18 protein-coding genes are annotated in these 20,429 nt (G+C 62.3%); 10 read left to right on the forward strand and 8 right to left on the reverse strand.

The features are described 5' to 3' along the window. The first annotated feature begins 45 nt into the window (after nucleotides 1–45). From ACP7B7_RS00930 to coaD, 4 genes are all read left to right on the forward strand, one after another. Nucleotides 46–1,575, forward strand: coding sequence for a Do family serine endopeptidase (locus tag ACP7B7_RS00930; RefSeq protein WP_426075461.1), 1,530 nt, complete (start codon nucleotides 46–48; stop codon nucleotides 1,573–1,575). Between the two features lie 23 nt (nucleotides 1,576–1,598). Beyond that, nucleotides 1,599–2,258 carry a response regulator gene (locus ACP7B7_RS00935; RefSeq protein ID WP_183746146.1) on the forward strand — a complete coding sequence of 220 codons (660 nt, stop codon included), beginning with the start codon at nucleotides 1,599–1,601 and terminating at the stop codon, nucleotides 2,256–2,258. Between the two features lie 2 nt (nucleotides 2,259–2,260). Next, a complete protein-coding gene (locus ACP7B7_RS00940) occupies nucleotides 2,261–3,595 on the forward strand; it encodes an ATP-binding protein (RefSeq protein WP_426075607.1) in 1,335 nt (444 codons plus the stop codon). 94 nt (nucleotides 3,596–3,689) lie between these two features. Next, nucleotides 3,690–4,838, forward strand: a complete 1,149-nt coding sequence (gene coaD, locus ACP7B7_RS00945) for a pantetheine-phosphate adenylyltransferase (RefSeq protein WP_426075462.1) — start codon at nucleotides 3,690–3,692, stop codon at nucleotides 4,836–4,838. Here coaD and ACP7B7_RS00950 read toward each other — a convergent pair whose 3' ends face one another. Beyond that, nucleotides 4,839–5,441 carry a 2-hydroxychromene-2-carboxylate isomerase gene (locus ACP7B7_RS00950; RefSeq protein ID WP_426075463.1) on the reverse strand — a complete coding sequence of 201 codons (603 nt, stop codon included), beginning with the start codon at nucleotides 5,439–5,441 and terminating at the stop codon, nucleotides 4,839–4,841. It abuts the gene before it with no gap. 116 nt (nucleotides 5,442–5,557) lie between these two features. On the opposite strand from ACP7B7_RS00950, the gene ACP7B7_RS00955 reads away from it, so the two are divergent. The 4 genes from ACP7B7_RS00955 (at nucleotide 5,558) to ACP7B7_RS00970 (ending at nucleotide 7,623) form a co-directional block, all read left to right on the forward strand. After that, nucleotides 5,558–6,001 (forward strand): hypothetical protein, encoded by a 444-nt coding sequence (locus ACP7B7_RS00955; protein ID WP_308925000.1) that lies wholly within the window; start codon nucleotides 5,558–5,560, stop codon nucleotides 5,999–6,001. A gap of 100 nt (nucleotides 6,002–6,101) precedes the next feature. Next, nucleotides 6,102–6,545 carry a hypothetical protein gene (locus ACP7B7_RS00960; RefSeq protein ID WP_426075464.1) on the forward strand — a complete coding sequence of 148 codons (444 nt, stop codon included), beginning with the start codon at nucleotides 6,102–6,104 and terminating at the stop codon, nucleotides 6,543–6,545. A gap of 20 nt (nucleotides 6,546–6,565) precedes the next feature. Then, on the forward strand, nucleotides 6,566–7,102 hold the full coding sequence (locus ACP7B7_RS00965; RefSeq protein ID WP_426075465.1) for a hypothetical protein: 537 nt from the start codon (nucleotides 6,566–6,568) through the stop codon (nucleotides 7,100–7,102). A 32-nt stretch (nucleotides 7,103–7,134) separates the two neighbouring features. Then, on the forward strand, nucleotides 7,135–7,623 hold the full coding sequence (locus ACP7B7_RS00970; protein WP_426075466.1) for a demethoxyubiquinone hydroxylase family protein: 489 nt from the start codon (nucleotides 7,135–7,137) through the stop codon (nucleotides 7,621–7,623). Between the two features lie 20 nt (nucleotides 7,624–7,643). Here the strand turns inward: ACP7B7_RS00970 and ACP7B7_RS00975 are convergent, their stop codons facing one another. From ACP7B7_RS00975 to ACP7B7_RS00990, 4 genes are all read right to left on the reverse strand, one after another. Next, nucleotides 7,644–9,383, reverse strand: coding sequence for a methyl-accepting chemotaxis protein (locus tag ACP7B7_RS00975; RefSeq protein ID WP_426075467.1), 1,740 nt, complete (start codon nucleotides 9,381–9,383; stop codon nucleotides 7,644–7,646). A gap of 386 nt (nucleotides 9,384–9,769) precedes the next feature. Beyond that, on the reverse strand, nucleotides 9,770–10,042 hold the full coding sequence (locus ACP7B7_RS00980) for a hypothetical protein (protein ID WP_426075468.1): 273 nt from the start codon (nucleotides 10,040–10,042) through the stop codon (nucleotides 9,770–9,772). Nucleotides 10,043–10,068: 26 nt separating this feature from the next. Then, nucleotides 10,069–12,189, reverse strand: a complete 2,121-nt coding sequence (locus ACP7B7_RS00985) for a TonB-dependent receptor plug domain-containing protein (protein WP_426075469.1) — start codon at nucleotides 12,187–12,189, stop codon at nucleotides 10,069–10,071. A gap of 166 nt (nucleotides 12,190–12,355) precedes the next feature. Beyond that, a complete protein-coding gene (locus tag ACP7B7_RS00990; RefSeq protein WP_426075470.1) occupies nucleotides 12,356–13,141 on the reverse strand; it encodes a PhzF family phenazine biosynthesis protein in 786 nt (261 codons plus the stop codon). A gap of 96 nt (nucleotides 13,142–13,237) precedes the next feature. Here ACP7B7_RS00990 and ACP7B7_RS00995 point away from each other — a divergent pair, with 96 nt between their 5' ends. Then, nucleotides 13,238–16,387, forward strand: a complete 3,150-nt coding sequence (locus ACP7B7_RS00995; protein WP_426075471.1) for an error-prone DNA polymerase — start codon at nucleotides 13,238–13,240, stop codon at nucleotides 16,385–16,387. Between the two features lie 21 nt (nucleotides 16,388–16,408). Then, nucleotides 16,409–16,879, forward strand: a complete 471-nt coding sequence (locus ACP7B7_RS01000) for a GNAT family N-acetyltransferase (RefSeq protein ID WP_308925008.1) — start codon at nucleotides 16,409–16,411, stop codon at nucleotides 16,877–16,879. Here the strand turns inward: ACP7B7_RS01000 and ACP7B7_RS01005 are convergent. The 3 genes from ACP7B7_RS01005 to ACP7B7_RS01015 form a co-directional block, all read right to left on the reverse strand. After that, nucleotides 16,876–17,892: a hypothetical protein gene (locus ACP7B7_RS01005; RefSeq protein ID WP_308925009.1), complete on the reverse strand. Its 1,017-nt coding sequence runs from the start codon at nucleotides 17,890–17,892 to the stop codon at nucleotides 16,876–16,878. The genes ACP7B7_RS01000 and ACP7B7_RS01005 overlap by 4 nt on opposite strands. A gap of 149 nt (nucleotides 17,893–18,041) precedes the next feature. Further along, a complete protein-coding gene (locus tag ACP7B7_RS01010) occupies nucleotides 18,042–18,725 on the reverse strand; it encodes a polar amino acid ABC transporter permease (RefSeq protein WP_426075472.1) in 684 nt (227 codons plus the stop codon). Next, on the reverse strand, nucleotides 18,722–20,362 hold the full coding sequence (locus ACP7B7_RS01015) for a transporter substrate-binding domain-containing protein (RefSeq protein ID WP_426075473.1): 1,641 nt from the start codon (nucleotides 20,360–20,362) through the stop codon (nucleotides 18,722–18,724). The genes ACP7B7_RS01010 and ACP7B7_RS01015 overlap by 4 nt, the downstream gene beginning before the upstream one ends. Between the last annotated feature and the right edge of the window lie 67 nt (nucleotides 20,363–20,429).

Consider the following 20,429-nt stretch of genomic DNA (forward strand, 5'->3'; position numbering starts at 1 on the left):
CCCACTATTGCATACATCAAAGTCTCATTGAATGAGGAGCAATCCATGGAACGCCAAGAACACAAATCGACCAGCCCATCGCTGAATATCAAACGCACCGTAGCCGCGCTGGCCGCGATCGGTGTGCTCGGTGCCGGCGGCGCGATGGTGGTGCATCAGAACAATGCCGGCGCGAATGGCGCGACGGCCGCCCCCCCGGTGGCCGCGGCCGTGGCGCCCGCCGCAGCCCCGGCCGCGCCTGGCCCGCTGGTGGCCTTGCCCGACTTCAGCCAGATCGCCGCGCGCAACAGCCCGGCCGTTGTCAATATCAGCGTTACCGGCAGTACCAAGGTGGCGCTCGACACCTCCGGCCAGGCCGGCGCCGACGATTTCGGCAACGACCCCTTCCTTGAATTCTTCCGCCGCTTCCAGGGGCCGCAAGGCGGCCAGCGCGGCGGGCGCGACGTGCCGACCCATGGTCTCGGCTCCGGCTTTATCGTCAGCCCGGACGGCATCATCATGACCAACGCCCACGTGGTGCGCGATGCGCGCGAAGTGACCGTCAAGCTGAACGACCGCCGCGAGTTCCGCGCCAAGGTGCTGGGCAGCGATCCGAAGACCGATATCGCGGTGCTGAAAATCGATGCCAGCAACCTGCCGGTGGTGCCGCTGGGGCATTCGAACGACCTGAAAGTGGGCGAGTGGGTGCTGGCCATCGGTTCGCCATACGGCTTTGACAGCACGGTGACGGCCGGCGTGGTCAGCGCCAAGGGGCGTTCCCTGCCCGACGACAGCAACGTGCCGTTTATCCAGACCGACGTGGCGGTCAACCCCGGCAACTCGGGCGGTCCGCTGTTCAATACGCGCGGCGAAGTGGTCGGCATCAATTCGCAGATCTACAGCCAGACGGGCGGCTTCCAGGGCCTGTCGTTCGCGATCCCGATCGACCTGGCCGGCCGCATCAAGGACCAGATCGTCGCCACCGGCAAGGCCAGCCACGCCAAGCTGGGCGTCACGGTGCAGGAAGTAAACCAGGGCTTTGCCGATTCGTTCAAGCTGGCCACGCCGGAAGGCGCGCTGGTGGCGAATGTGGAACGCGGCAGCCCGGCCGACAAGGCGGGCCTGAAATCGGGCGACGTGATCCGCAAGATGAATGGCGAGCGCATCATCGCCTCGGGCGACTTGCCGGCCATGGTGGGCATCGCCCTGCCAGGCGCCAAAGTCAGCCTGGATGTCTGGCGCGACGGCAAGATCGTGACGCTCACCGCCACGCTGGGCAATGCGGCCGACAAGGTGGCCGAAGCGGCGCCCGAGCATGGCGCGGCCGGCAAGGTGAAACTGGGCCTGGCGCTGCGTCCGTTACAATCGGATGAAAAGCGCGAGGCGGGCATCAGCGCCGGCCTGCTGGTGGAAGACGCCGGTGGCGCCGCCGCCAATGCCGGGGTGCAGCCGGGCGACGTGTTATTGTCGGTCAACGGCCGCCCCGTCAACACCGTCGAGCAGGTACGCGACGTGGTCGACAAATCGGCCAAGTCGGTGGCCTTGCTGATACAGCGCGGACCGGACAAGATTTTTATTCCCGTGCGCTTGGGCTAAGTAATTAACAAAGAGAGGCAACCATGCGCTTGCTGCTGGTAGAAGACGACACAATGATCGGCGAAGTGGTGCTGGACCTGCTGCGCGCCGAGCACTACGCGGTGGACTGGGTCAAGGATGGCGACATGGCCGACACGGCCCTGCAGACGCAAACCTACGATCTGGTGCTGCTGGACCTGGGCCTGCCGCGCAAGGATGGCCTGGAAGTGCTGCGCTCAATGCGCTTGCGCAAGCTCGACACACCGGTGCTGGTGGCCACCGCGCGCGACGCCATCGAGCAGCGCATCGCCGGGCTGGACGCGGGCGCCGACGATTACGTGCTGAAACCGTACGACCTCGACGAGCTGCTGGCGCGCATCCGCGCCTTGCTGCGGCGCGCTTCGGGCCGGCCGGAACCGGTGTTCGAACACCAGGGCGTGTCGATCAATCCATTGACGCGCGAAGTGATCGCCGAAGGCCATCCGGTCAACCTGTCGGCGCGCGAATGGGCGGTGCTGGAAGCCCTGATCGCGCGGCCCGGCATCGTGCTGTCGCGCGCGCAGCTGGAAGAAAAGCTGTACAGCTGGAAGGATGAAGTCAACAGCAATGCCGTCGAAGTGTATATCCACGGCCTGCGCAAGAAGCTGGGCAGCGAATTGATCCAGAACGTGCGGGGACTCGGCTACATGGTGCCCAAGGCATGAGAATGAAGGTGACCGTGACGCACTCGCTGCGCGGCCGCTTGCTGTGGTTCCTGCTGGCCGCCATCATCATGGCGGCGCTGGCGCAGGCCTCGATCGCCTACCGCAGCGCGCTGTACGACGCCGACCAGATCTTTGACTATCACATGCAGCAGATGGCGCTGTCGCTGCGTTCCGGCGCGCCGCTGGCCAACCACGCCGAAGCCTTGCCGGCCGATCCGGCCAATAACGACATGGTGGTGCAGGTCTGGACGCCGGACGGGGTGCAGGTGTTCCGTTCGATTACGCGCGCCGAACTGCCGCAGCGCGCCGTGCTGGGCTTCTCGAATGTGAAAGCCAACGGCACCACCTACCGCATCTTCTCGGTGCAGACCAGTTCCCAGACCGTGCAGATCGCGCAGGACATGGCGGTGCGCAAACGCATGGCCGGCAGCCTGGCGCTGCGCACCGTCGGCCCGATCGCGCTGATGGCGCCGATATTGATGCTGGTGGTGTGGTGGGTGGTCAGCGGTTCGCTGGCGCCCGTCTCGCGCGTGCGCAAGCAGGTGGCGGCGCGCCAGGCCGACGATCTGTCGCCGGTGTCGGAGTCCGGCTTGCCCGACGAAGTGCGTCCGCTGGTGCATGAATTGAACCTGTTGTTCGATCGCGTGAAAACCGCCTTCGACGCGCAGCAGCATTTTGTCGCCGACGCCGCGCATGAATTGCGCACGCCGCTGGCGGCGCTGAAACTGCAGGTGCTGAGCCTGGAGCGGGCCGAGTCGGAAGACAAGCGCAGCCTGGCCATTTCGCGTGTCAGCGCCGGCATCGAACGGGCCACGCGGCTGGTCGAGCAATTGCTGGTGCTGGCACGCCAGGAGGCCAGCGCGGCCAGCGGCGACCAGCTGCAGCTGGTCGACCTGAACGATGTCGTCAAGCGCGCGCTGGGCGACATGGCCGGCGTGGCGCAGGCGCGCAAGATCGACCTGGGCCTGCACCATATGGACCCGGCCAGCGCCGCCGGCCAGGCCGACGCCCTGAACATCCTGTTGCGCAACCTGGTCGACAACGCCATCAAGTACACGCCGCAGGGCGGCAGGGTCGATATCGACCTGCGCTCGACCCCGGTCGGCGTGACCCTGTCGGTGGAAGACAGCGGCCCCGGCATTCCCGAGGAAGAGCGCGAACGCGTCTTCAGCCGCTTCTACCGCGTGCCCGGCACCGACGCCAATGGCAGCGGCCTGGGCCTGGCCATCATCAAGGCGATCGCCGAGCGCCATGGCGCGCGCCTGGTGCTGGACAGTTCCGAACGGCTGGGCGGCCTGTGCGTGCGGGTGGAGTTTCCGCTGCCGCTGAAAAAATAGCGATTTGCTACGAATCTTTGGCATGCTGCATTGACGTGCGCGGCGCAGGCCTATATTGTCTGCGCAATAAGTACATTAATGAACGGAGCGCAGCATGCAGAAGATCGGATTTTCAGGCACCCTCGACCCCATCACCAACGGCCATATGTGGGTGATCGGCGAAGCGCGCTCGCTGGCCGACGAGGTGATCGTGTTCCTGTCGCAAAACCCGGCCAAGAAACCGCAGTTCCCGGCCGAAGACCGCAAGCGCATCATCGAACAGAGCGCGCGCGACTGCGGCTGGGACAATGTGCAGGTGGTGATCGTCAAGGGCGACTACACGGCGCGCGCGGCCAAAAAGCATGGCTGCGACTACCTGATCCGCGGCATCCGCACCACCGCCGATTTCGACTATGAAAACCTGATCCAGCAAACCAATGTCGACGTGCTGCAGGGCGCGAAAACCATCTTCGTGATGCCGCCGCGCGACCTCGGTTCCGTCAGTTCCAGCTTCGTCAAGGCGCTGGAAGGCCCGGTCGGCTGGAACTGGACCATGAAAAAATTCGTCCCCGGCCCCGCCTACCACGCCTGGATACTCGACTGCCTGCGCAAGGAGTGGCAAGCGCTGTGGCACTATGCGACCGCATCAGGCGAACAGGTCGCGCTGTTTGATCACTGGTTCGACCACCTGACAGGGCCCGACGCCTACGGCGGCGTCGACCGCCACTATCACAACCTCGACCACCTGGTGCACGGCCTGTCCGAGATCCGCGTCTGGGCCGACAACACCTACGCCGCGCCACGCGACAGCGCGCTGGTGAAAAAAGCCTTCTGGTTCCACGACGCCGTCTACAGCCACGACGACGCCGCCCTGTATTCCAGCGAGGAAGCCAGCGCCCAGCTCTGGCTGGGCAGCGGCCTGGATGCCGGCGACAACCAGGAAGTGGCACAACTGATACGCGCCACCGACCACTTCCAGGGCCCGGCGATTGTCCACCAGCTGAAAGACGTGATGCTGAGCGCCGACCTGGCCATCCTGGGCCAGGATGAAGAAGTCTACCGCGCCTACACGCAAGCCATAGTCCGCGAATACGCGCATGTCGAACCGACCCATTTCAATACGCAACGGGGACTGGCCCTGCAGCACCTGAGCGCCAAGGCGCAGGCGGGTCAGTTGTTTGGCGATGCGTATTTTGCCAACCAATATAACGAGCGGGCGATCGAGAACATGCAGAAAGAAATCGTGGCGCTGGCGGTCAGCTGATCAGGCGCGCGCGGTGGCAAACACCAGCGCATCGTCCAGCCTGTCATTGCCCCAGAATAATTCACCATGGCAGACAAAACTGGGCGCGCCGAACAGGCCCAGCGTTTGCGCCTGCTGCGTCTGGCGGCGCAGGCGCAGTTTATTGTCATCCGTCAGCGCCAGCGCCAAGATGGCGGGCGCATCGAGGCCCAGCGCCGTCAATGCCTCGCCGACCGCATCAAGGTTGTCGATCTCGCGGTCTTCGACAAAATTCATCGCCATCATGCGCCGCGAAAAAGGCGCGACCCAGCTCTGGTCCGCGCCGATCAGTGCCACGCGCATGGGCAGCAGGGCGGTGCGCGGAAAGGTGCCGGGCTGCTGCCACGGCAAGCCATATTTGTCGCACAGCCGCGCCATGTCGCGCCACATATAGTCGCCCTTGAGCTTTTGCAGCACGAACGGCGACGACTGCCAGCCCAGCGCCTTGAACACGACACCGAGCAGAAAGGGCTTCCAGATGACCTCCACATGATGTTTACGCGCCAGCGCCTCGATGCGCATGGCGCTCAGGTAGCTGTAGTTGCTGCCGAAATCGAACCAGAATTCCAGTGGCGACGCGGGCATGGCTTCTCCTTCAAGGTGGTGACGCAGATTGCATCTTATATCGATAGCAAAATACGTTAAAGTGGCAACCAGCCAGGCGCAGCCAGCAGGGCTGAACGTGAAGACAAAGGGAGTATATGGATACAGGAATCAGCTTTCTGAGGATGTGGGCCGATGACGATATGGTCGAGCTGCGTATCGAGGTCAACGACGGCACCTCAACCTTTGGCATCAGGGTGTATGCGGGACACCAGCGCCTGAAGGATACCGCCGCAGGATTGGAGCGCTTCAAGGACCAGATCCACGGCGGTATTTATGACCTGCGATTTGGAGAATTCGGCCCTGAATATGCATCGGGCGCCTTTCATGCCCGCCTGCAGTTTCAGCATGGCGGACATGTACATATCACTATTTCAGCCCAGTCCGAGTATTTCGATTTTGGCAAAAAGCACGTTGCCAATGAATGCACCGTGTACATGATGACCGAGCCGGCGCCGCTCGATGATTTTGTCCGCGGACTGAAAGCCTTGAGCGATGGCCATGTCGACAAGGCCAGCTTGGGTGCATGGTCAACTTTTTGAGGCCAGCCATGCTGGATATCGACAGGCCGATACCCGGCAGGCAAAGTAGCCGCTCAGCAAGCATGTACGATGAACGCATTCCCTATCATGTGAGTCTGCCATGTCCCGAATTCGCCGCCTTTTAACCATCCTCCTTTGCATTACGGTGACGCTCTTGCTGGCCCTTCCACCTGGCCTGTATTGGCTGGGACTGAGCGGCGTCGATGGCGTTCCGGAAAAGCCCTTGCAACTTGCCTCCAAAGAGCAGCAGGCGCTGGTTTGGAAACGTGCCCATGGCAACGGTGTGCCACGTATCGCAGCAATCAATCCTTATTCGTTTGCAATGACGTTACTCGTCAAAAAAGACCCCGGCGTAGATCCTGAGCAACTGATCGTCTGGTGGGTTGCCGCTGACTATCTCATCAGCCAGCAGCGGCACAAGGGCATGAACTGGTGGCATTTGTCAGGCGCGGCACTCGCAATTTGGTTGTCACGCCATTGGACGCAGGAGGACATCCTGTCTGCCGCTGTCGCTGCGTCAAAGTACCGGGAGCAAGCTTCATGACGAGGAACAGGATAAAAACCATGCGATTGCCATCCCGCTTGCTGCCACCCCGCCATCGCGAAAGTCTGGACTGTGCCTCAGTATTATTCCTGACGATCCTGGTAGTGGGGTTCGGATACTTGCTCTATTCGGCATCGACGTTTGCCCGGTGCATGATCGCGATGGCATGCTGCGCCGTCTGGTGCCATGGCGTAGCCGTGACCAAGCGGGAAAAGCGCCGCTACGAAGCGCTGGCAAGGTCGCGTCTAGGCGTATCGATCTGCGAGTTTGCCCGCAGCTTTGACACGCGCCAGACGGATACGTGGATCATGCGTGCGACCTACCAGGAACTCCAGCAATGGCTGCAGCCGTACGTGACCGCCTTTCCTGTATGCGCCTCGGACAGGCTGTCTGCGGACTTTCACCTTGAGGCGGACGACGTGGACGATTTGTTGCAGGACATCGCGGCCAGGTCAGGACGCTCCCTGGAGAAAACGGAAGACAATCCCTGGTATGGCAGCGTGCATACCGTGAAGGACCTGGTCGCTTTCATCAATGCACAGGGACGATTCCAGTGACCCTCCATTCCGCGCAATTGGCTGGGCGCATCATGAAGGTGAATCATGCGGGCGAGCATGGCGCCATCAGCATCTACACGGGCCAGATTTTCATGGCGCGCCTGACCGCCAGGTCACTGGTGCCGGAGCTGCGCGCATTCAGGGCGGATGAAGAAAAGCACAGGACCATCTTTTACAACGAGCTCCAGCGTCGTGGCTTGAAGCGCTGCAAGAGTTACTGGCTGTGCGCTGCGGGAGGCTATGCCCTGGGCGCCGCCACCGGCTTGCTGGGTGCGCGTGCCATCTCGCTCACCACGGTGGCGGTCGAACGCACGGTGTTGCGCCATCTGCGCCGGCAAACCACATTGCTGGCGCACGATGCCCAAGCTGTTGCCGCGATTGCCGGCATCCTGGACGAAGAGCAGGCGCATCACGACCAAGCAGCAGGGCACGGCACAACGACTGGCCTGTGGGGGCGCATGCTCGGTTCCGCCGTTTCCGGCATGACCGAATCGGTGATCTGGCTCGGCATGCGGCTGTAGATAGTATTGATGCGCAGCGCCTAGAATTCTTCCCAGTCACCCACGGCAGCGGTTGCCTTGCGTGCTTTTGCCTGCGACAAAGGCATGATGTTCGACACGGGCGCGCGCTTTGCGGGCAAGGCGCGTGCCGGTGCTTTGGCCACGGCGCTCAGCTTGCCGGCATGGCTCGGCGTTGGCCGCGCGGAGGGGCGTGCGCCGTCTGCGGGTATCTGGAAAACACTCACGGTAAGGACCAGATTGTCGGCTTGAACCCGCAGCGATTCAGCTGCTGCTGCCGCTTCTTCGACCAGCGAGGCGTTTTGCTGTGTGACATTGTCCATCGCACTGACGGCATGATTGATCTGTTCGATCCCGGTTGATTGCTCCTGGCTGGCGCTGACGATCTCGGCGATTACATCGGTCACCCGCGTCACGCTGCTGACCACCTCCGACATGGTGGCGCCGGCTTCGTTGGCGAATTTGGTGCCCAAGTCAACCCGTTCCACCGAGTTGTCGATCAATACCTTGATTTCCTTGGCGGCGCTGGCGCTGCGATGGGCAAGACTGCGTACCTCGGAAGCGACCACCGCAAATCCACGCCCCTGTTCACCGGCCCTGGCCGCTTCCACCGCCGCATTGAGCGCAAGGATATTGGTTTGAAAGGCGATGCCATCGATGACACCGATGATGTCGACGATTTTGCGCGACGCTTCGCTGATCGATTCCATCGTGCCGACCACCTGGGAAACGACAGCGCCGCCCTTGGTCGCGACATCGGACGCCGTGATGGCCAGGACGTTGGCCTGGCGCGCATTCTCGGCATTTTGCTTGACGGTCGAGGTCAATTCTTCCATTGAAGAGGCCGTTTCTTCCAGTGCGCTGGCCTGTTGCTCGGTTCTGTTCGACAAATCGTTATTGCCCGAGGAAATTTCCGCTGCGGCGCTCGACACCAGTTCCGAGTCCTGGCGAACGGATGAGACTACCTGCACCAGCGACAACTGCATGCGCTGCACCGCCGCCAGCACACTGCCGCTGTCGCCGGGCCTGACATGCAACTCGCCGGTCAGGTCGCCACTGGCAACCTTGGTCACGGCGTCACACAAGGCGACCGGTTCCGCGCCCAAGGCATTGAGGAGGCGCTTCGAGATCAGGATGCCGGCCGCAATCGCCAGTGCGGTGGCGAGCATGCTGAGCAGGATCAGCTGGTTCCTGGCGGCCGCAAACTTGTCTTCCGCGTTCTTGATCAGTTCCAGCGAGTGTTGGGTCGTGTATTGCGCGTATTCATTGGAGGCGGCTACCAGGGCTGCCAGCAAAGGGCGGCACTCCTGGTTGATCTTGATGGTCGCTTCCTCTTTCTTTTCTTGCAGGGCAAGATCCACAATGGCCAGCGCCACCGGTGAGTATTGTTTTTCGATGCTCTCGATCTTGGTGATCATGCGCCGGGCATCTTCCGACACGGATGCATCGCTGGCGAGTTCCTTCAGTTTGCGCAAATTGGTCACCACGTCTTCCTGGGCCTGGAAGACAGTTTTCTTCTCCGCATCACGGTCTGCCGGCGTGGTGACGAGGACCAGATTCCTGGCCGCCACGGCACGCATCCCTACCGCTTCCCTCACGACATGGGCCGCTTCGGAACGTGCACGCACACCATGCACATAATTTTCAAAGGTGGCTGACTGGTACGACATTCTGATGATGGCGATAATGGCTATCCCTGCCAGCAACAAGGTGATGCCGCCGAAGGCGAGTGCAAGCTGGGTACGTACGGATAAGTTTTTCATAACATTCCCTTGGGAATTATTTACATGTGATCCTTATCCGTCGTGATATGAGGACGTCAGGGATGCACGAGATGGAAGTCGATGGGCGTGATGGACTATCGATCAACTCAGGCAATGCCATGTTGAAGGCAGGCCGAGCAAGGTGGGGCGCGATGGTGAGCACGGGGCTGGGTGCTGGAATAACGAAATAAGTTGTTTAGTTATTTCGTTTTGTTATTTTTATTGGTTGAATTTAGTTTCTCACTAAAAATCACAAAAAGCAATGTGAGCGTGATTTCGTTGTGAACAGGCAACTTTTAATGCATGCCATGCTGATCACGGCGTCAACAAAAAAGCGGCTGCCCATCCCTGGCGCAGCCGCTGTTTTTTACGAAATGACCACTACATCAGAACTTGACCCACAAGCGTCCAAAGTACGATGCGCCATTCAGGCCGAACTGCACGCTGTCGTATTTGAAACCGTTGTCGGTTTCGTCGGCGTTCTGCGTGGTCGGTTTGACGTTGAAGATGTTGTTGCCGCCGAAGGTCAGCTTGGCGTTTTTCGTGATGCTGTAGGTAAAGCTCAGATCGGCCGAGGTCTTGGCCTTGTAGCGCGCGTTCGGTACGCCTTCGGCGGTGCCGCTGAAGGTGCCCAAGGTTTGCGGGCCGAAGTGGATCACGCGCAGGTTCGATTCCAGCTTGCCGGTCAGGTAGTCGAAGCCCAGCGTGGCTTTCGAACGGGGCCGCCTTGCTCGATGAACAGGCGTTCGCGTTCGGACAGCAGCACGTCTTCGAATCCGCTCAAGGATGCTGGCGTCTTGACTTTCGTCACTTCCGTCTTGCTCAGGTTCAGCGCCAGGAACGTGGTCAGGCGGTTGCTGAACAACTCACCCTTGTGCGAAGCGGTCAGGTCCAGGCCGCGCGTGCGCGTGTCGATCGAGTTGACGAAGAATTGCGCTTCACCCACGCCCAGCAGCGACAGACGGGCCGCCAGGTCCGGGTAGTTGTCGGCGTTGAAGCGGCCCGACAGCACGATGCGGTCCTTGATCTTGATGTTGTACAGGTCGGCCGTGACGGAGATGGCCTGGGTCGGTGTCCAGGTAGTGCCGAGGGTAAAGCTGGTGGATTTTTCTTCCTTCAGTTTCGGGATGCCGGCCGCATTGGCCACCGCGCCGCCATTCGGCGCCAGCACCACGTCGGTCGGCACGCCGCCGATAAAGTCGGTGAAGGTCGACGAGAAATACACTTGCTGCAACGATGGCGCACGGAAGCCGGTGCTGGCCGAGCCGCGCAGCAGCACATTCGGCGCCGCCTTGTAGCTGGCGGCCAGCTTGCCGGTGACGGTGGAGCCGAAGTCGCTGAATTTTTCATAGCGCACGGCGCCCTGGGTTTTCAGGCGCTGCGTGACGTCCAGTTCCACGTCGCCATAGGCGGCGATGCTGTGGCGCTTGGCCTTGGTGGCGTCGCCGGGCTGGAAGCCGGGAAAGCCCTGGCTGCCCGCATTGCCGCCCACGCCCACGCCGTCGGCATCGCTGTAGGAGCCCGGTTCGCCGGCGACGATCTTGTATTCCTCGCTGCGGTATTCGGCGCCGAAGGCGACGTTCATGCCTTGCAGCACGGTGTCGTAGTAGCGGCTGAAGTCGGCATTGGTGGTCAGTTGCTGGAACGAGAAGCCGCCCGCGTCATAACGGCTGGCACTGACGCCCTTGCCGCCGTTCAGCAGATCGAGGTTGGCGATCGATGCGTTCAGCGTATTGCTGATGTCGTAGCGCATCTTGTTGTAGCCATAGGTCTGCGAGAAATCCGCATTCCAGTCGCCGATCTGGCCACGGTGGCCGATGGTCGCATATTGGTCGTCGATCTTGCCGTTGATAAATGGCACGAAACCGTTCGGATACATGGCGGCCGAATTGCGCGATGGAATATCGTCGCTGCCGATGCCGCCGCGGCCAAACGCGGCGCTCGAGGCGTCGCGCGTCTGCGCGCCGGCCGTGAAATAGAGTTTGCTGGTGGCGCTGGTAGCATAGTCGCCATTCACGTACAAGGTCTTGTTTTCCGACTTGGTGTCGCCGATGATGCGCATGCTGTCCGAGTCGGCGCGGTTCGAGCGGCCACGGTCCAGGTATTCGCCGGTAATCGCAATCGTGCCCTTGTCGCCCAGCGCCATGCCGCAGTAGGCCGAGGTCATGTAGTTCTTGCCGTCGCCTTCCGAATACTGGCTGTAGCCGGCCACCGCTTCACAGCCCAGGCTTTTCTTCAGTTCGATATCGATCACGCCGGCAATCGCGTCCGAGCCGTACTGGGCGGCGGCGCCGTCGCGCAACACCTGCACGTTCTTGATCGCCAGCAGCGGAATCGCATTCATGTCGGTGCCCGTGTTGCCGCGGTTGCGCGCGCCGAACAGGTTGACCAGGGCCGTCGTGTGGCGGCGCTTGCCGTTGACCAGCACCAGCGTCTGGTCGGAACCGAGGCCGCGCAGGGCGGCGGAATCGACCAGGTCGGCGCCGTCCGCGCCGGTCTGGCGGGTGGAATTGAATGATGGCGAAATATATTGCAGCGACTGCGCCAGGTCGAACTGGCCGCCCTGTTCGGCGACCTTGGTCATGGGAATGATATCGACCGGCACCATGGTGTCGGTGGCGGAACTGGCGGTGACGCGGCGCGAGCCGACCACGCTGACCGTTTGCACGGCGCCCGTGTCGGCCGTGCTGGCGGTGTCGCCGGTTTGCGCCATGGCGGGCGCGGCGCAGATGCCGAAAACGCCGAGGGCGGCGCTGCCATACAGGCTGATCAGAACGGCTTTACGCAAGGTGGTCAGGGTCGGCACGCGGGTATCTCCAAGTGATTTTGTCACTTGATTCTAGTGCCAATTTTTAACTATCTGCCAGCAATACCGTGTTTTATTATTACAAATAAAGCCTGACTGTTGTTTCCTGGTACGCGGCGGTTTTGTTGCCTCTTTGTCTGCATTGCCTTGGTGCATCATGCCCCGTTCAGGTGCTGCTTTGCACCATTCCACCCACCCAAATCTCCCCTTCCGCATACTCGACCCGGATCAGACAAGGCTGCTGCGTGACATGGCCTTGTGACAGGCTCAGCGACTGTTGCAAGTGCAATGCCAGCGCCCCGGCCGCCACGCCGGTGGCGCTATCTTCCATGGCCGGGTCGGGATGATTGAAGTTGCGCCCTTCATAATGACCATCGGCCAGCTTGCAATACACATAGCAGCCATTGACGCCATGCAAGCGGCCCCAGTCGGCGATCAGCTCCAGGTTGGGCCGCAGCGCGCGCAAGGTGGTGCTGTCCGCCACTTCCAGCAGCAGCTTGGGGCTGCCGATGGAAGCGATCACCGGTGGCGATGCCAGATGCATGTGCTGGCCCATCAGTTCCGATGGCAGATAGCGTTCTATTTCGACAGATGGCGCTGTCTGCGGCGCCAGGCCGATCAACAGGTCCGCGCCGCGCCGCGCCAGCATCAGCGCTTGCCCGCGCATGGCGGTCCGTACCGTAACGCTGGCTGGCGCGCCCGGCGCCGCCAGCAGCACATGGGCGGCAGCCAGGGTGGCGTGCAGGCATAGCGGGCTGCGCGTGTGCGGATAAAAATAGTCGAGCACGATGGCGCCGTCCGGTTGGCGGTCGATAAAGACGCAGGCGCTGACCTGGCGTTCACGTGCAAATTGCTGGCGCGCGGTCTCCGTGCCGGTGTCGTGTTCGACGACCAGCGCCGGGTTGCCGCCACCGGGCGTGGCGCCAAAACATTTCAAGAGATGGATGGTCATGGCAGGTGCTGGTGGAGAGAAAGCACAAGCATAACCGCTTGGCCATTTTTTACTTGAGTATAATTACTGTGTTTATATACAGTATTGAGGTGGATCATGGTGGCGGCAAGCTTGCCCGATTATGCTGAGTTGTTCTGCCTGACCAACTTCAGCTTCCTGCACGGCGCCTCGCATGCGCAGGAACTGGTGGCGCGCGCCATCGAACTGGGCTACCGCGCGCTGGCCATCACGGACGAGTGTTCGCTGGCCGGCGTGGTGCGCGCCCATGGCGTGGCCAAGCGGGCACATTTCCCCCTGATTATCGGTTCGCATTTTCAGCTGACGCATGCCGATGGCCGCCCCGCCTGGTCGCTGCTGGCGCTGGCGAAAAACCGCGAGGGCTACGGCAATCTGTCCGAGCTGATCACCATGGCGCGCACGCGCGCGGCCAAGGGACGCTATCTGCTGACGCCCGACGATTTCGCCGCGCCGGCGCCCGAGTTCGCGCATTTGAAGGGCTTGCCCGGCTGCGTGATGATCCTGCTGCCCGGCTACCCGGCCGATGCCGATGCCTTGCGCGAACAGGGCGCCTGGATGCAGGCCACGTTTGCCATGGAAGAAGAAAAGGAGCGCAACTGGATCGGCCTGAACCTGCTGCTGCGCGCCCAGGACGATGCGCACCGCCTGGCCGTGCAGGCGGCGGCACAGGCGCGGGGCTTGCCGGTGGTGGCGGTCGGCCATGTCTGCATGCACGTGCGTTCGCGCAAGCCCCTGCTCGACACCCTGTGCGCGGTGCGCGTGGGCAAGCCGGTGGCAGACTGCGGCTATGCGCTGGCGCAAAACGCGGAACAGCATCTGCGCGCGCGTCTGCGCCTGGGCAATGTGTATCCAGCGCAGGCACTGGCCGAAACCGTATTGATTGCCAACCAGTGCAAGTTCAAGCTCGATACCCTGCGCTATGAATATCCCGATGAACTGGTGCCAGCCGGCCATACGCCGGCCACTTATTTGCGCGAAGAAACCTATCATGGCGCGCGCACGCGCTTTCCGCTGGGTATTCCTGCCAACGTGCAGGAGCAGATCGAGCACGAGCTGGAGCTGATCGCCGACCTGCAATACGAACCGTATTTTTTGACGGTCTACGATATCGTGCGCTTTGCCCGCTCGCAAGCCATTCTGTGCCAGGGCCGGGGCTCGGCCGCCAATTCGGCCGTCTGCTATTGCCTGCGCATTACCGAGGTGGACCCGGCGCGCGGCAATTCCCTGGTCGAGCGCTTCATGTCGCGCGAGCGCAATGAGCCGCCCGACATCGATGTCGACTTCGAGCACCAGCGGCGCGAGGAGGTGATTCAGTATATCTATGCCAAGTATGGCCGGCGGCGCGCCGCGCTGGCCGCCGTGGTGATCAGCTACCGGCCGAAAAGCGCGCTACGCGACAGCGGCCGCGCGCTGGGCGTGGACCTGGCCATCGTGGAAAAAGTGGCCAAGGCGCACCGCTGGTTCGACGGCAAGCGCGACTTGCTGAACCGCCTGGCCGAAAGCGGGCTGGACCCGGAGGCGCCCTTGTCGCGGCAATGGGCCAGCCTGGCGCAGCAACTGCTGGGTTTTCCGCGCCACTTGTCGCAGCACCCGGGCGGCTTCGTGATTGCGCAAGGCAAGCTTTCGCGCCTGGTGCCGATTGAAAACGCCACCATGGCGGGCCGCAGCGTGATCGAGTGGGACAAGGACGACCTGGAAGAGCTGGGCCTGATGAAGGTCGACGTGCTGGCGCTGGGCATGTTGTCGGCCCTGCGCCGCGCGTTCGATATCGTCAGCCTGCGCCGTGGCGAGCCGTTCGTGATGCAGGATATTCCGCCCGAGGACAAGGCGACGTATGACATGATCTGCGAGGCCGATACCATCGGCGTGTTCCAGATCGAATCGCGCGCGCAGATGAGCATGCTGCCGCGCCTGCGGCCGCGTGCATTCTATGACCTGGTGATCGAGGTGGCGCTGGTGCGGCCCGGTCCGATCCAGGGCGGCATGGTCCATCCGTATTTGCAGCGGCGCCAGCAAAAGGAGGCGGTGACCTATCCCAAGGGGCTGGAAAAGGCGCTGGGCCGCACCCTGGGCATACCGATTTTCCAGGAGCAGGTTATGCAGGTGGCGATCATCGCCGCCGATTTCACGCCCGGCGAAGCGGACCAGTTGCGTCGCGCCATGGCGGCCTGGAAACGCAAGGGCGGCATGAACAATTACCATGACCGCATCGTCGACGCCATGGTCGACAACGGTTATGAAAAAGAGTTTGCCGACGCCATCTTCAGCCAGATCGAAGGCTTTGGCGAATACGGCTTTCCCGAGTCGCATGCGGCCAGTTTTGCGCTCTTGACCTATGCCAGTTCCTGGCTGAAGTGTCACGAGCCAGCGGCCTTTTTGTGCGCCTTGCTCAACAGCCAACCCATGGGTTTTTACAGCCCCTCGCAACTGGTGCAGGATGCGCGCCGGCATGGTGTGCAAGTGTTTCCCGTCGATGTGGCCGTCAGCGGCTGGGAGGCGGCGCTGGAGGGCGAGGCCGCGCTGCCTGCCGTGCGCCTCGGTTTCAATACCCTGTTCGGCATGCGCGAGGACGCCGCCCGGCGCATCGAGGACGCGCGCGCGATTGCCGCCTTTCACAGCGTGGCCGAGCTGGCGCGGCGCGCCGGGCTGGACCGCCACGACTTGCAGATCCTGGCCGCCGGCAATACCTTGCAGGCGCTGGCCGGCAACCGCCACGCAGCCCTGTGGCAGGCGGCCGGCGCCGTGCCCGATCGCGACTTGCTGCGCGCCACCACGCCCGAGGAAGACTTGCCGCAGCTGTCAACGCCGAGCGAAGGCGCCGGCATCGTCAGCGACTACCGCGCGCAAGGCCTGACCCTGGGCCGCCATCCGCTGGCGCTGCTGCGCAAGCAATTGCTGGCGCAGCGCTTTATGCCGGCCTCTACGCTCAGTTGCTATACCAACGGGCAAGTGGCGCGCGCCTGCGGCATCGTCACCGTGCGCCAGCGCCCCGGCACGGCCAAGGGCGTGCTGTTCCTGACCTTGGAAGACGAGACCGGCACGGTCAACGTGATCGTGTGGCCGTCGCTGGTGGAGGAGCAGCGCAAGGAGGTGCTGGGCGCGCCCTTGCTGGGCGTATATGGCGTATGGCAGCAGGAGGGCATCGTGCGCAACCTGGTGGCCAAGCGCCTGGTCGACATGTCGCATCTGCTGGGACGGCTGCGCACCAGCAGCCGCGATTTTTGTTGACGCTTGTGGCATGATTTGCCCATGAAGATCTTGCCTGAAATCACACTACGTCCGGCGCTGGTCGCCGACGCGCCCGCCATCGTCGCCCTGATCGACGACCTGATGCCATTCCTGACCTTGCATCCGGATGGTGCCGGCGCGGAAAAATTCATAGCCCACTGCCGCTTGCCGGCCATCGAAAATTATCTGTCGCAGGAAAAATACCAGTACCAGATCGCCCATCTCGGCGGCCAGTTGGCCGGCGTGGTGGCGATGCGCGACAACACGCATCTGTTCCACCTGTTCGTGCCGCGCGCGCTGCACCGGTGTGGCATCGCCCTGCAGCTGTGGCAGGCAGCGCGCGATGCGTCGATTGCCAGGGGCAACACGACGGGCTTTACGGTGAACTCGTCCGTATTTGCCTTGCCCTTCTATGAAAGCCTGGGCTTTGTTGCCACGGCCCCCAAGGTGGAGGCCGATGGCATTGCCTATGTGCCGATGCGGATGATTTAGCGGCCGATAATGGCGTTGCTGCGTGGCCGTGTCGGCGCCTGCGTGATGGCGTTGCTGCGCGGCCGGGTGATGCTCATTTCGTTGCCGGCGTCGTAATAGCCCTGCGCTACCGCGTGCGACAGGTAGGAGGCGAGCCACGTGGCGCCGCCCGCGCTTTCATGCGGTTTGGTCAGCACCGGCAAGGGCACGGCATTGTATTTGTTGCGGCCGATATCGGTTTTGCCCGCCAGATAGGCGTCCGCATAGCCTTTTTGCAGTACGGCGTCGACGGCGGCTGGCATTTTTTCGCGCAGGGTGGTCTTGTAGCCGGTGACCACGGTGCTGATGCTTTGCACCCGTTCCTGCATGGCCGTCAGGTATTGCTGGATCTGCGTCAGCGCGATATTGAGCGACGAGGCTGCCGCCTGGACCTTGAAGGTGGCCGTCGGGAACGTGACGGCGTCATCGAATGTGGCGATGGTGGGCGGCAGGGCGGTGATGTAGTTGCACACCTGCTTGTATTGCTCCATCGCCTTGGTGGCCAGTTCCGCCGCTTCGGTGTCGCTGGTGTACAGCATCGATACTTCGCCGCCGGCCTGCTTGTTCAAGGCGCCGTCCGCTTCGCGGATGCTGCGCGTATGCAGTTCGGCCTTCGCTTCGGTGGCGGCCATGGTGATGGTTTTCGACACGATGGTCGACAGCACGGGAATCGGAATCTTGCTGGCCAGTTCGGACAGGGCTTTTTCCGCCAGGCCGACCAGCACGCTGGCGACGTCGTTCTTGTTGGCAAACATGACGCCCAGCTGCAATTTCAGCTGCGCCTTGAAGGTGGTGGTGAACGCGTCCTTGGATTTCTTGCGCAAACTGGCGTAGGTATCCTTGGCCTGGTCGAGATAGCCGGTGACAATGCCCATGTTGGCGCGCGCCATGCGGTCGAACAGGGCGCGGTAGCCGGCCTCCAGTGCTTCTTCGTAATACAAGGCCAGCGCTTTTCCAATCGCTGTCTTGTCCGCCTCGCTTAATGGATAGGGCATCAACTTTCCTTCATATGGGTAGGTATGTTCGAAATCACCACGCCGGGCTGGCAAGGCGTTGGTACGGCAACAGCATGGGCGAATTTGTAGCCACTTCGCCAATAATTGTAACTCGGATGGCCAGCCTTGCCGGCATCAACCAATGGCGCTCAAGCGGCCGCCGCCAGGTGCGAGCGGGCGTGCGACTGCGTCATTTTCCGGTGCACGCCGGCCATGAATTGGGACTGCTTGAACTTCCTGATCATGGCCGTAAACAGCAGCGAGGTGACGACGAAAAACAGGCTGCAATACAGATAGATCGGCACCATGGCGCCGGTGCCGCTGGCGGCGATCACGGTATTGCAGCGGCTGACCAGTTCGCTGACGCCGACCAGCGACGAGCCCGACGAGGCGACGAAGGAAATCAGGAACACATTGATCCAGTTGGGGATGAACAGCATCACGGCGTCGACATCGCCGCGGCTCCAGGCGCGGTGCGCCGCCACCAGGCTTTCGGCCGTGAACGACAGCGGCGAGGCCGACAGGCCGATCACCGCCTTGACCCAGGGCGCGATGAAGATGGTCATGCCGATGCCGGGAATCGTGATTTCGCTGGGCAGCACGAACACCACGTAGAAGATCAGCGCCAGGGTCGGCACGGCGCCCAGGGTGGTCGACACGCGCGCCGCCGCCCGCGACAGCGCACCGCTGCTCCTGACGCGCAGCCAGGCCAGCAGCGCGCCCAGCAGCGAGCCGAGCGAGACGGCGCAGATGGCGATGAAGACATTCCACAGGAAGCCTTGCAGCAGGAAGGGCGTCCAGGTGGCCAGCAGGCTCAGGGTATCGAAGTTCATGGATGTACGGCCGGGCGCAGCAGGACCGCCTCAAAATGGTGGATGATTTTTGCCCACAGGGTGGTGGTCAGATAGAAGGTGATCACCAGCGCCGTCATGGTCAGGAAAATATTGCCTTTTTCCGCGATCAGCAGGCTGCTGGCGCTGAGCAGTTCGGGAATCGCGATCGCCGACGCCAGCATGGTCTGCTTGGTCAGGTTGATCAGGGCCTGCTTGATCGGCAAGCCTGAAAATTGCTCGGTTTGCTTGATATTGTGCAGCCGCAGCACGAAATCCGGTTGCATGCGGCGCATGTGGTCGGCCGCTTCGAGGAAGGCGCGCATGATCAGGCCGGCCGTATAAAAGCCCGAGCAGAAGGTGGCGACGGCGAAGGCCGGCAGCTTGATGCCGAATTCGCGCGTGGTCCAGCCGCCGATGCCGAAAAAGATCAGGTACATCATGATCAGGGGCGGGGTCAGCCTGCCGTAGGCCATCAGCACGCGCAGCGCGCGGTGGCGCCAGCCGTTCCTGCCGTCGACGGTGGTGGCCGCCGCGATGCCCAGGGTCAGGCTGATGGCGATGCCCGAGGCAATCAGCAGCATGCTGTACAGCAGGCCGCGCAGGAACTGCGTGCGGTCATACGGGTCGTAGACGAAATTGAGGTCGATGCCGAAATTTTCCTTCAGGCGCAGGCCCAGTGCCTGCAGCCCGGTGACTTCTTCGCTGGAGACATATTCGGCGGTGCGGCAGGCGGCGCTCCAGGCGCCGTTCTTGCCGCGCACGCAGTTCAGCCGGCCGTTCTCGTCCTTGCCCGACCACAGCGCTTTTTGCTGCGTCAGCCAGTCGGTCGATTTGATGCCCCATTTGTTATTGGCTTCCAGCATCCAGCCGCTGCGATGCAGTTCGGCCAGCAGGTCACCGATGGCGATATCGAGCTCGCTGCCCTGTTCTTCGCGCGTCAGGAACACCGCCATCGGCGTCACCAGCGCATTCGGCAAGGGCATGCTGTAGCCGGCCCATTGCGGCAAATGCCTGGTATTGTCGAGTGCGCCGGTCGAATACATGAAGCCGGAGCACTGGCCATCGCGCAGCGCCAGGTGGGCGTCGCGCACGGTCTTGTAGGTCTGCAAGTTCAGCAGGTAGCGCTCGCCCATCGGCTTGTTGAAATAACTGCCCTGCACCGCGCACAGGGTGTCGTGGCGGACCTGCTCCCATTTGTCGATCTTGGCGCCGGGCGGGAACAGGGCGTTGACGCTGGTTTCGTTGTAGCCGGGCTCGACCGCCAGGGCCATGCCGCGTCGCTCGGCCGTGTCGGCGACGGTGGCCAGCAGGATATCGACGTCGCCCATCACCAGTTTCTGGAAGCGGTTTTCGGTGGTGGTGTTGACCTTCTTGAGGCGCATGCCCAGGCGCTCGGCGATCAGTTCGGCCAGGTCGCTTTCGAAGCCGGAGACCACGCCTTGCTCGTTGATCGAGTTGTAGGGACGAAAGTCGGTCTTGACGCCGATGCGCAGGAATTTTTTCCGGCGCACTTCTTCGAGCGTGGGGCTGGGCTTGCCTTTCCATGCCGTGGCCGCCGCCGCGGGAGCGGCTTCCTGCGCGGCCAGCTGGCCGGCAAAGCACAGCGCCGCGATCAGGCTCAGGAGTTGAAATACCATTCTTTTGTACATAATTTGTTATCTCTGAGCAATCACAAGCGGCGAGCAGCCATGCTAACTTAGACCA

Source organism: Janthinobacterium sp. PSPC3-1, assembly GCF_049896105.1.
Lineage (GTDB): Bacteria > Pseudomonadota > Gammaproteobacteria > Burkholderiales > Burkholderiaceae_D > Janthinobacterium.

Coding starts and splice junctions, on each gene's coding strand:
- ACP7B7_RS00930 (WP_426075461.1), top strand. CDS start 46: ATGGAACGCCAAGAACACAAATCGACCAGCCCATCGCTGAATATCAAA.
- ACP7B7_RS00935 (WP_183746146.1), top strand. CDS start 1,599: ATGCGCTTGCTGCTGGTAGAAGACGACACAATGATCGGCGAAGTGGTG.
- ACP7B7_RS00940 (WP_426075607.1), top strand. CDS start 2,261: ATGAAGGTGACCGTGACGCACTCGCTGCGCGGCCGCTTGCTGTGGTTC.
- coaD (WP_426075462.1), top strand. CDS start 3,690: ATGCAGAAGATCGGATTTTCAGGCACCCTCGACCCCATCACCAACGGC.
- ACP7B7_RS00950 (WP_426075463.1), bottom strand. CDS start 5,441: ATGCCCGCGTCGCCACTGGAATTCTGGTTCGATTTCGGCAGCAACTAC.
- ACP7B7_RS00955 (WP_308925000.1), top strand. CDS start 5,558: ATGGATACAGGAATCAGCTTTCTGAGGATGTGGGCCGATGACGATATG.
- ACP7B7_RS00960 (WP_426075464.1), top strand. CDS start 6,102: ATGTCCCGAATTCGCCGCCTTTTAACCATCCTCCTTTGCATTACGGTG.
- ACP7B7_RS00965 (WP_426075465.1), top strand. CDS start 6,566: ATGCGATTGCCATCCCGCTTGCTGCCACCCCGCCATCGCGAAAGTCTG.
- ACP7B7_RS00970 (WP_426075466.1), top strand. CDS start 7,135: ATGAAGGTGAATCATGCGGGCGAGCATGGCGCCATCAGCATCTACACG.
- ACP7B7_RS00975 (WP_426075467.1), bottom strand. CDS start 9,383: ATGAAAAACTTATCCGTACGTACCCAGCTTGCACTCGCCTTCGGCGGC.
- ACP7B7_RS00990 (WP_426075470.1), bottom strand. CDS start 13,141: ATGACCATCCATCTCTTGAAATGTTTTGGCGCCACGCCCGGTGGCGGC.
- ACP7B7_RS00995 (WP_426075471.1), top strand. CDS start 13,238: ATGGTGGCGGCAAGCTTGCCCGATTATGCTGAGTTGTTCTGCCTGACC.
- ACP7B7_RS01000 (WP_308925008.1), top strand. CDS start 16,409: ATGAAGATCTTGCCTGAAATCACACTACGTCCGGCGCTGGTCGCCGAC.
- ACP7B7_RS01005 (WP_308925009.1), bottom strand. CDS start 17,892: ATGCCCTATCCATTAAGCGAGGCGGACAAGACAGCGATTGGAAAAGCG.
- ACP7B7_RS01010 (WP_426075472.1), bottom strand. CDS start 18,725: ATGAACTTCGATACCCTGAGCCTGCTGGCCACCTGGACGCCCTTCCTG.
- ACP7B7_RS01015 (WP_426075473.1), bottom strand. CDS start 20,362: ATGGTATTTCAACTCCTGAGCCTGATCGCGGCGCTGTGCTTTGCCGGC.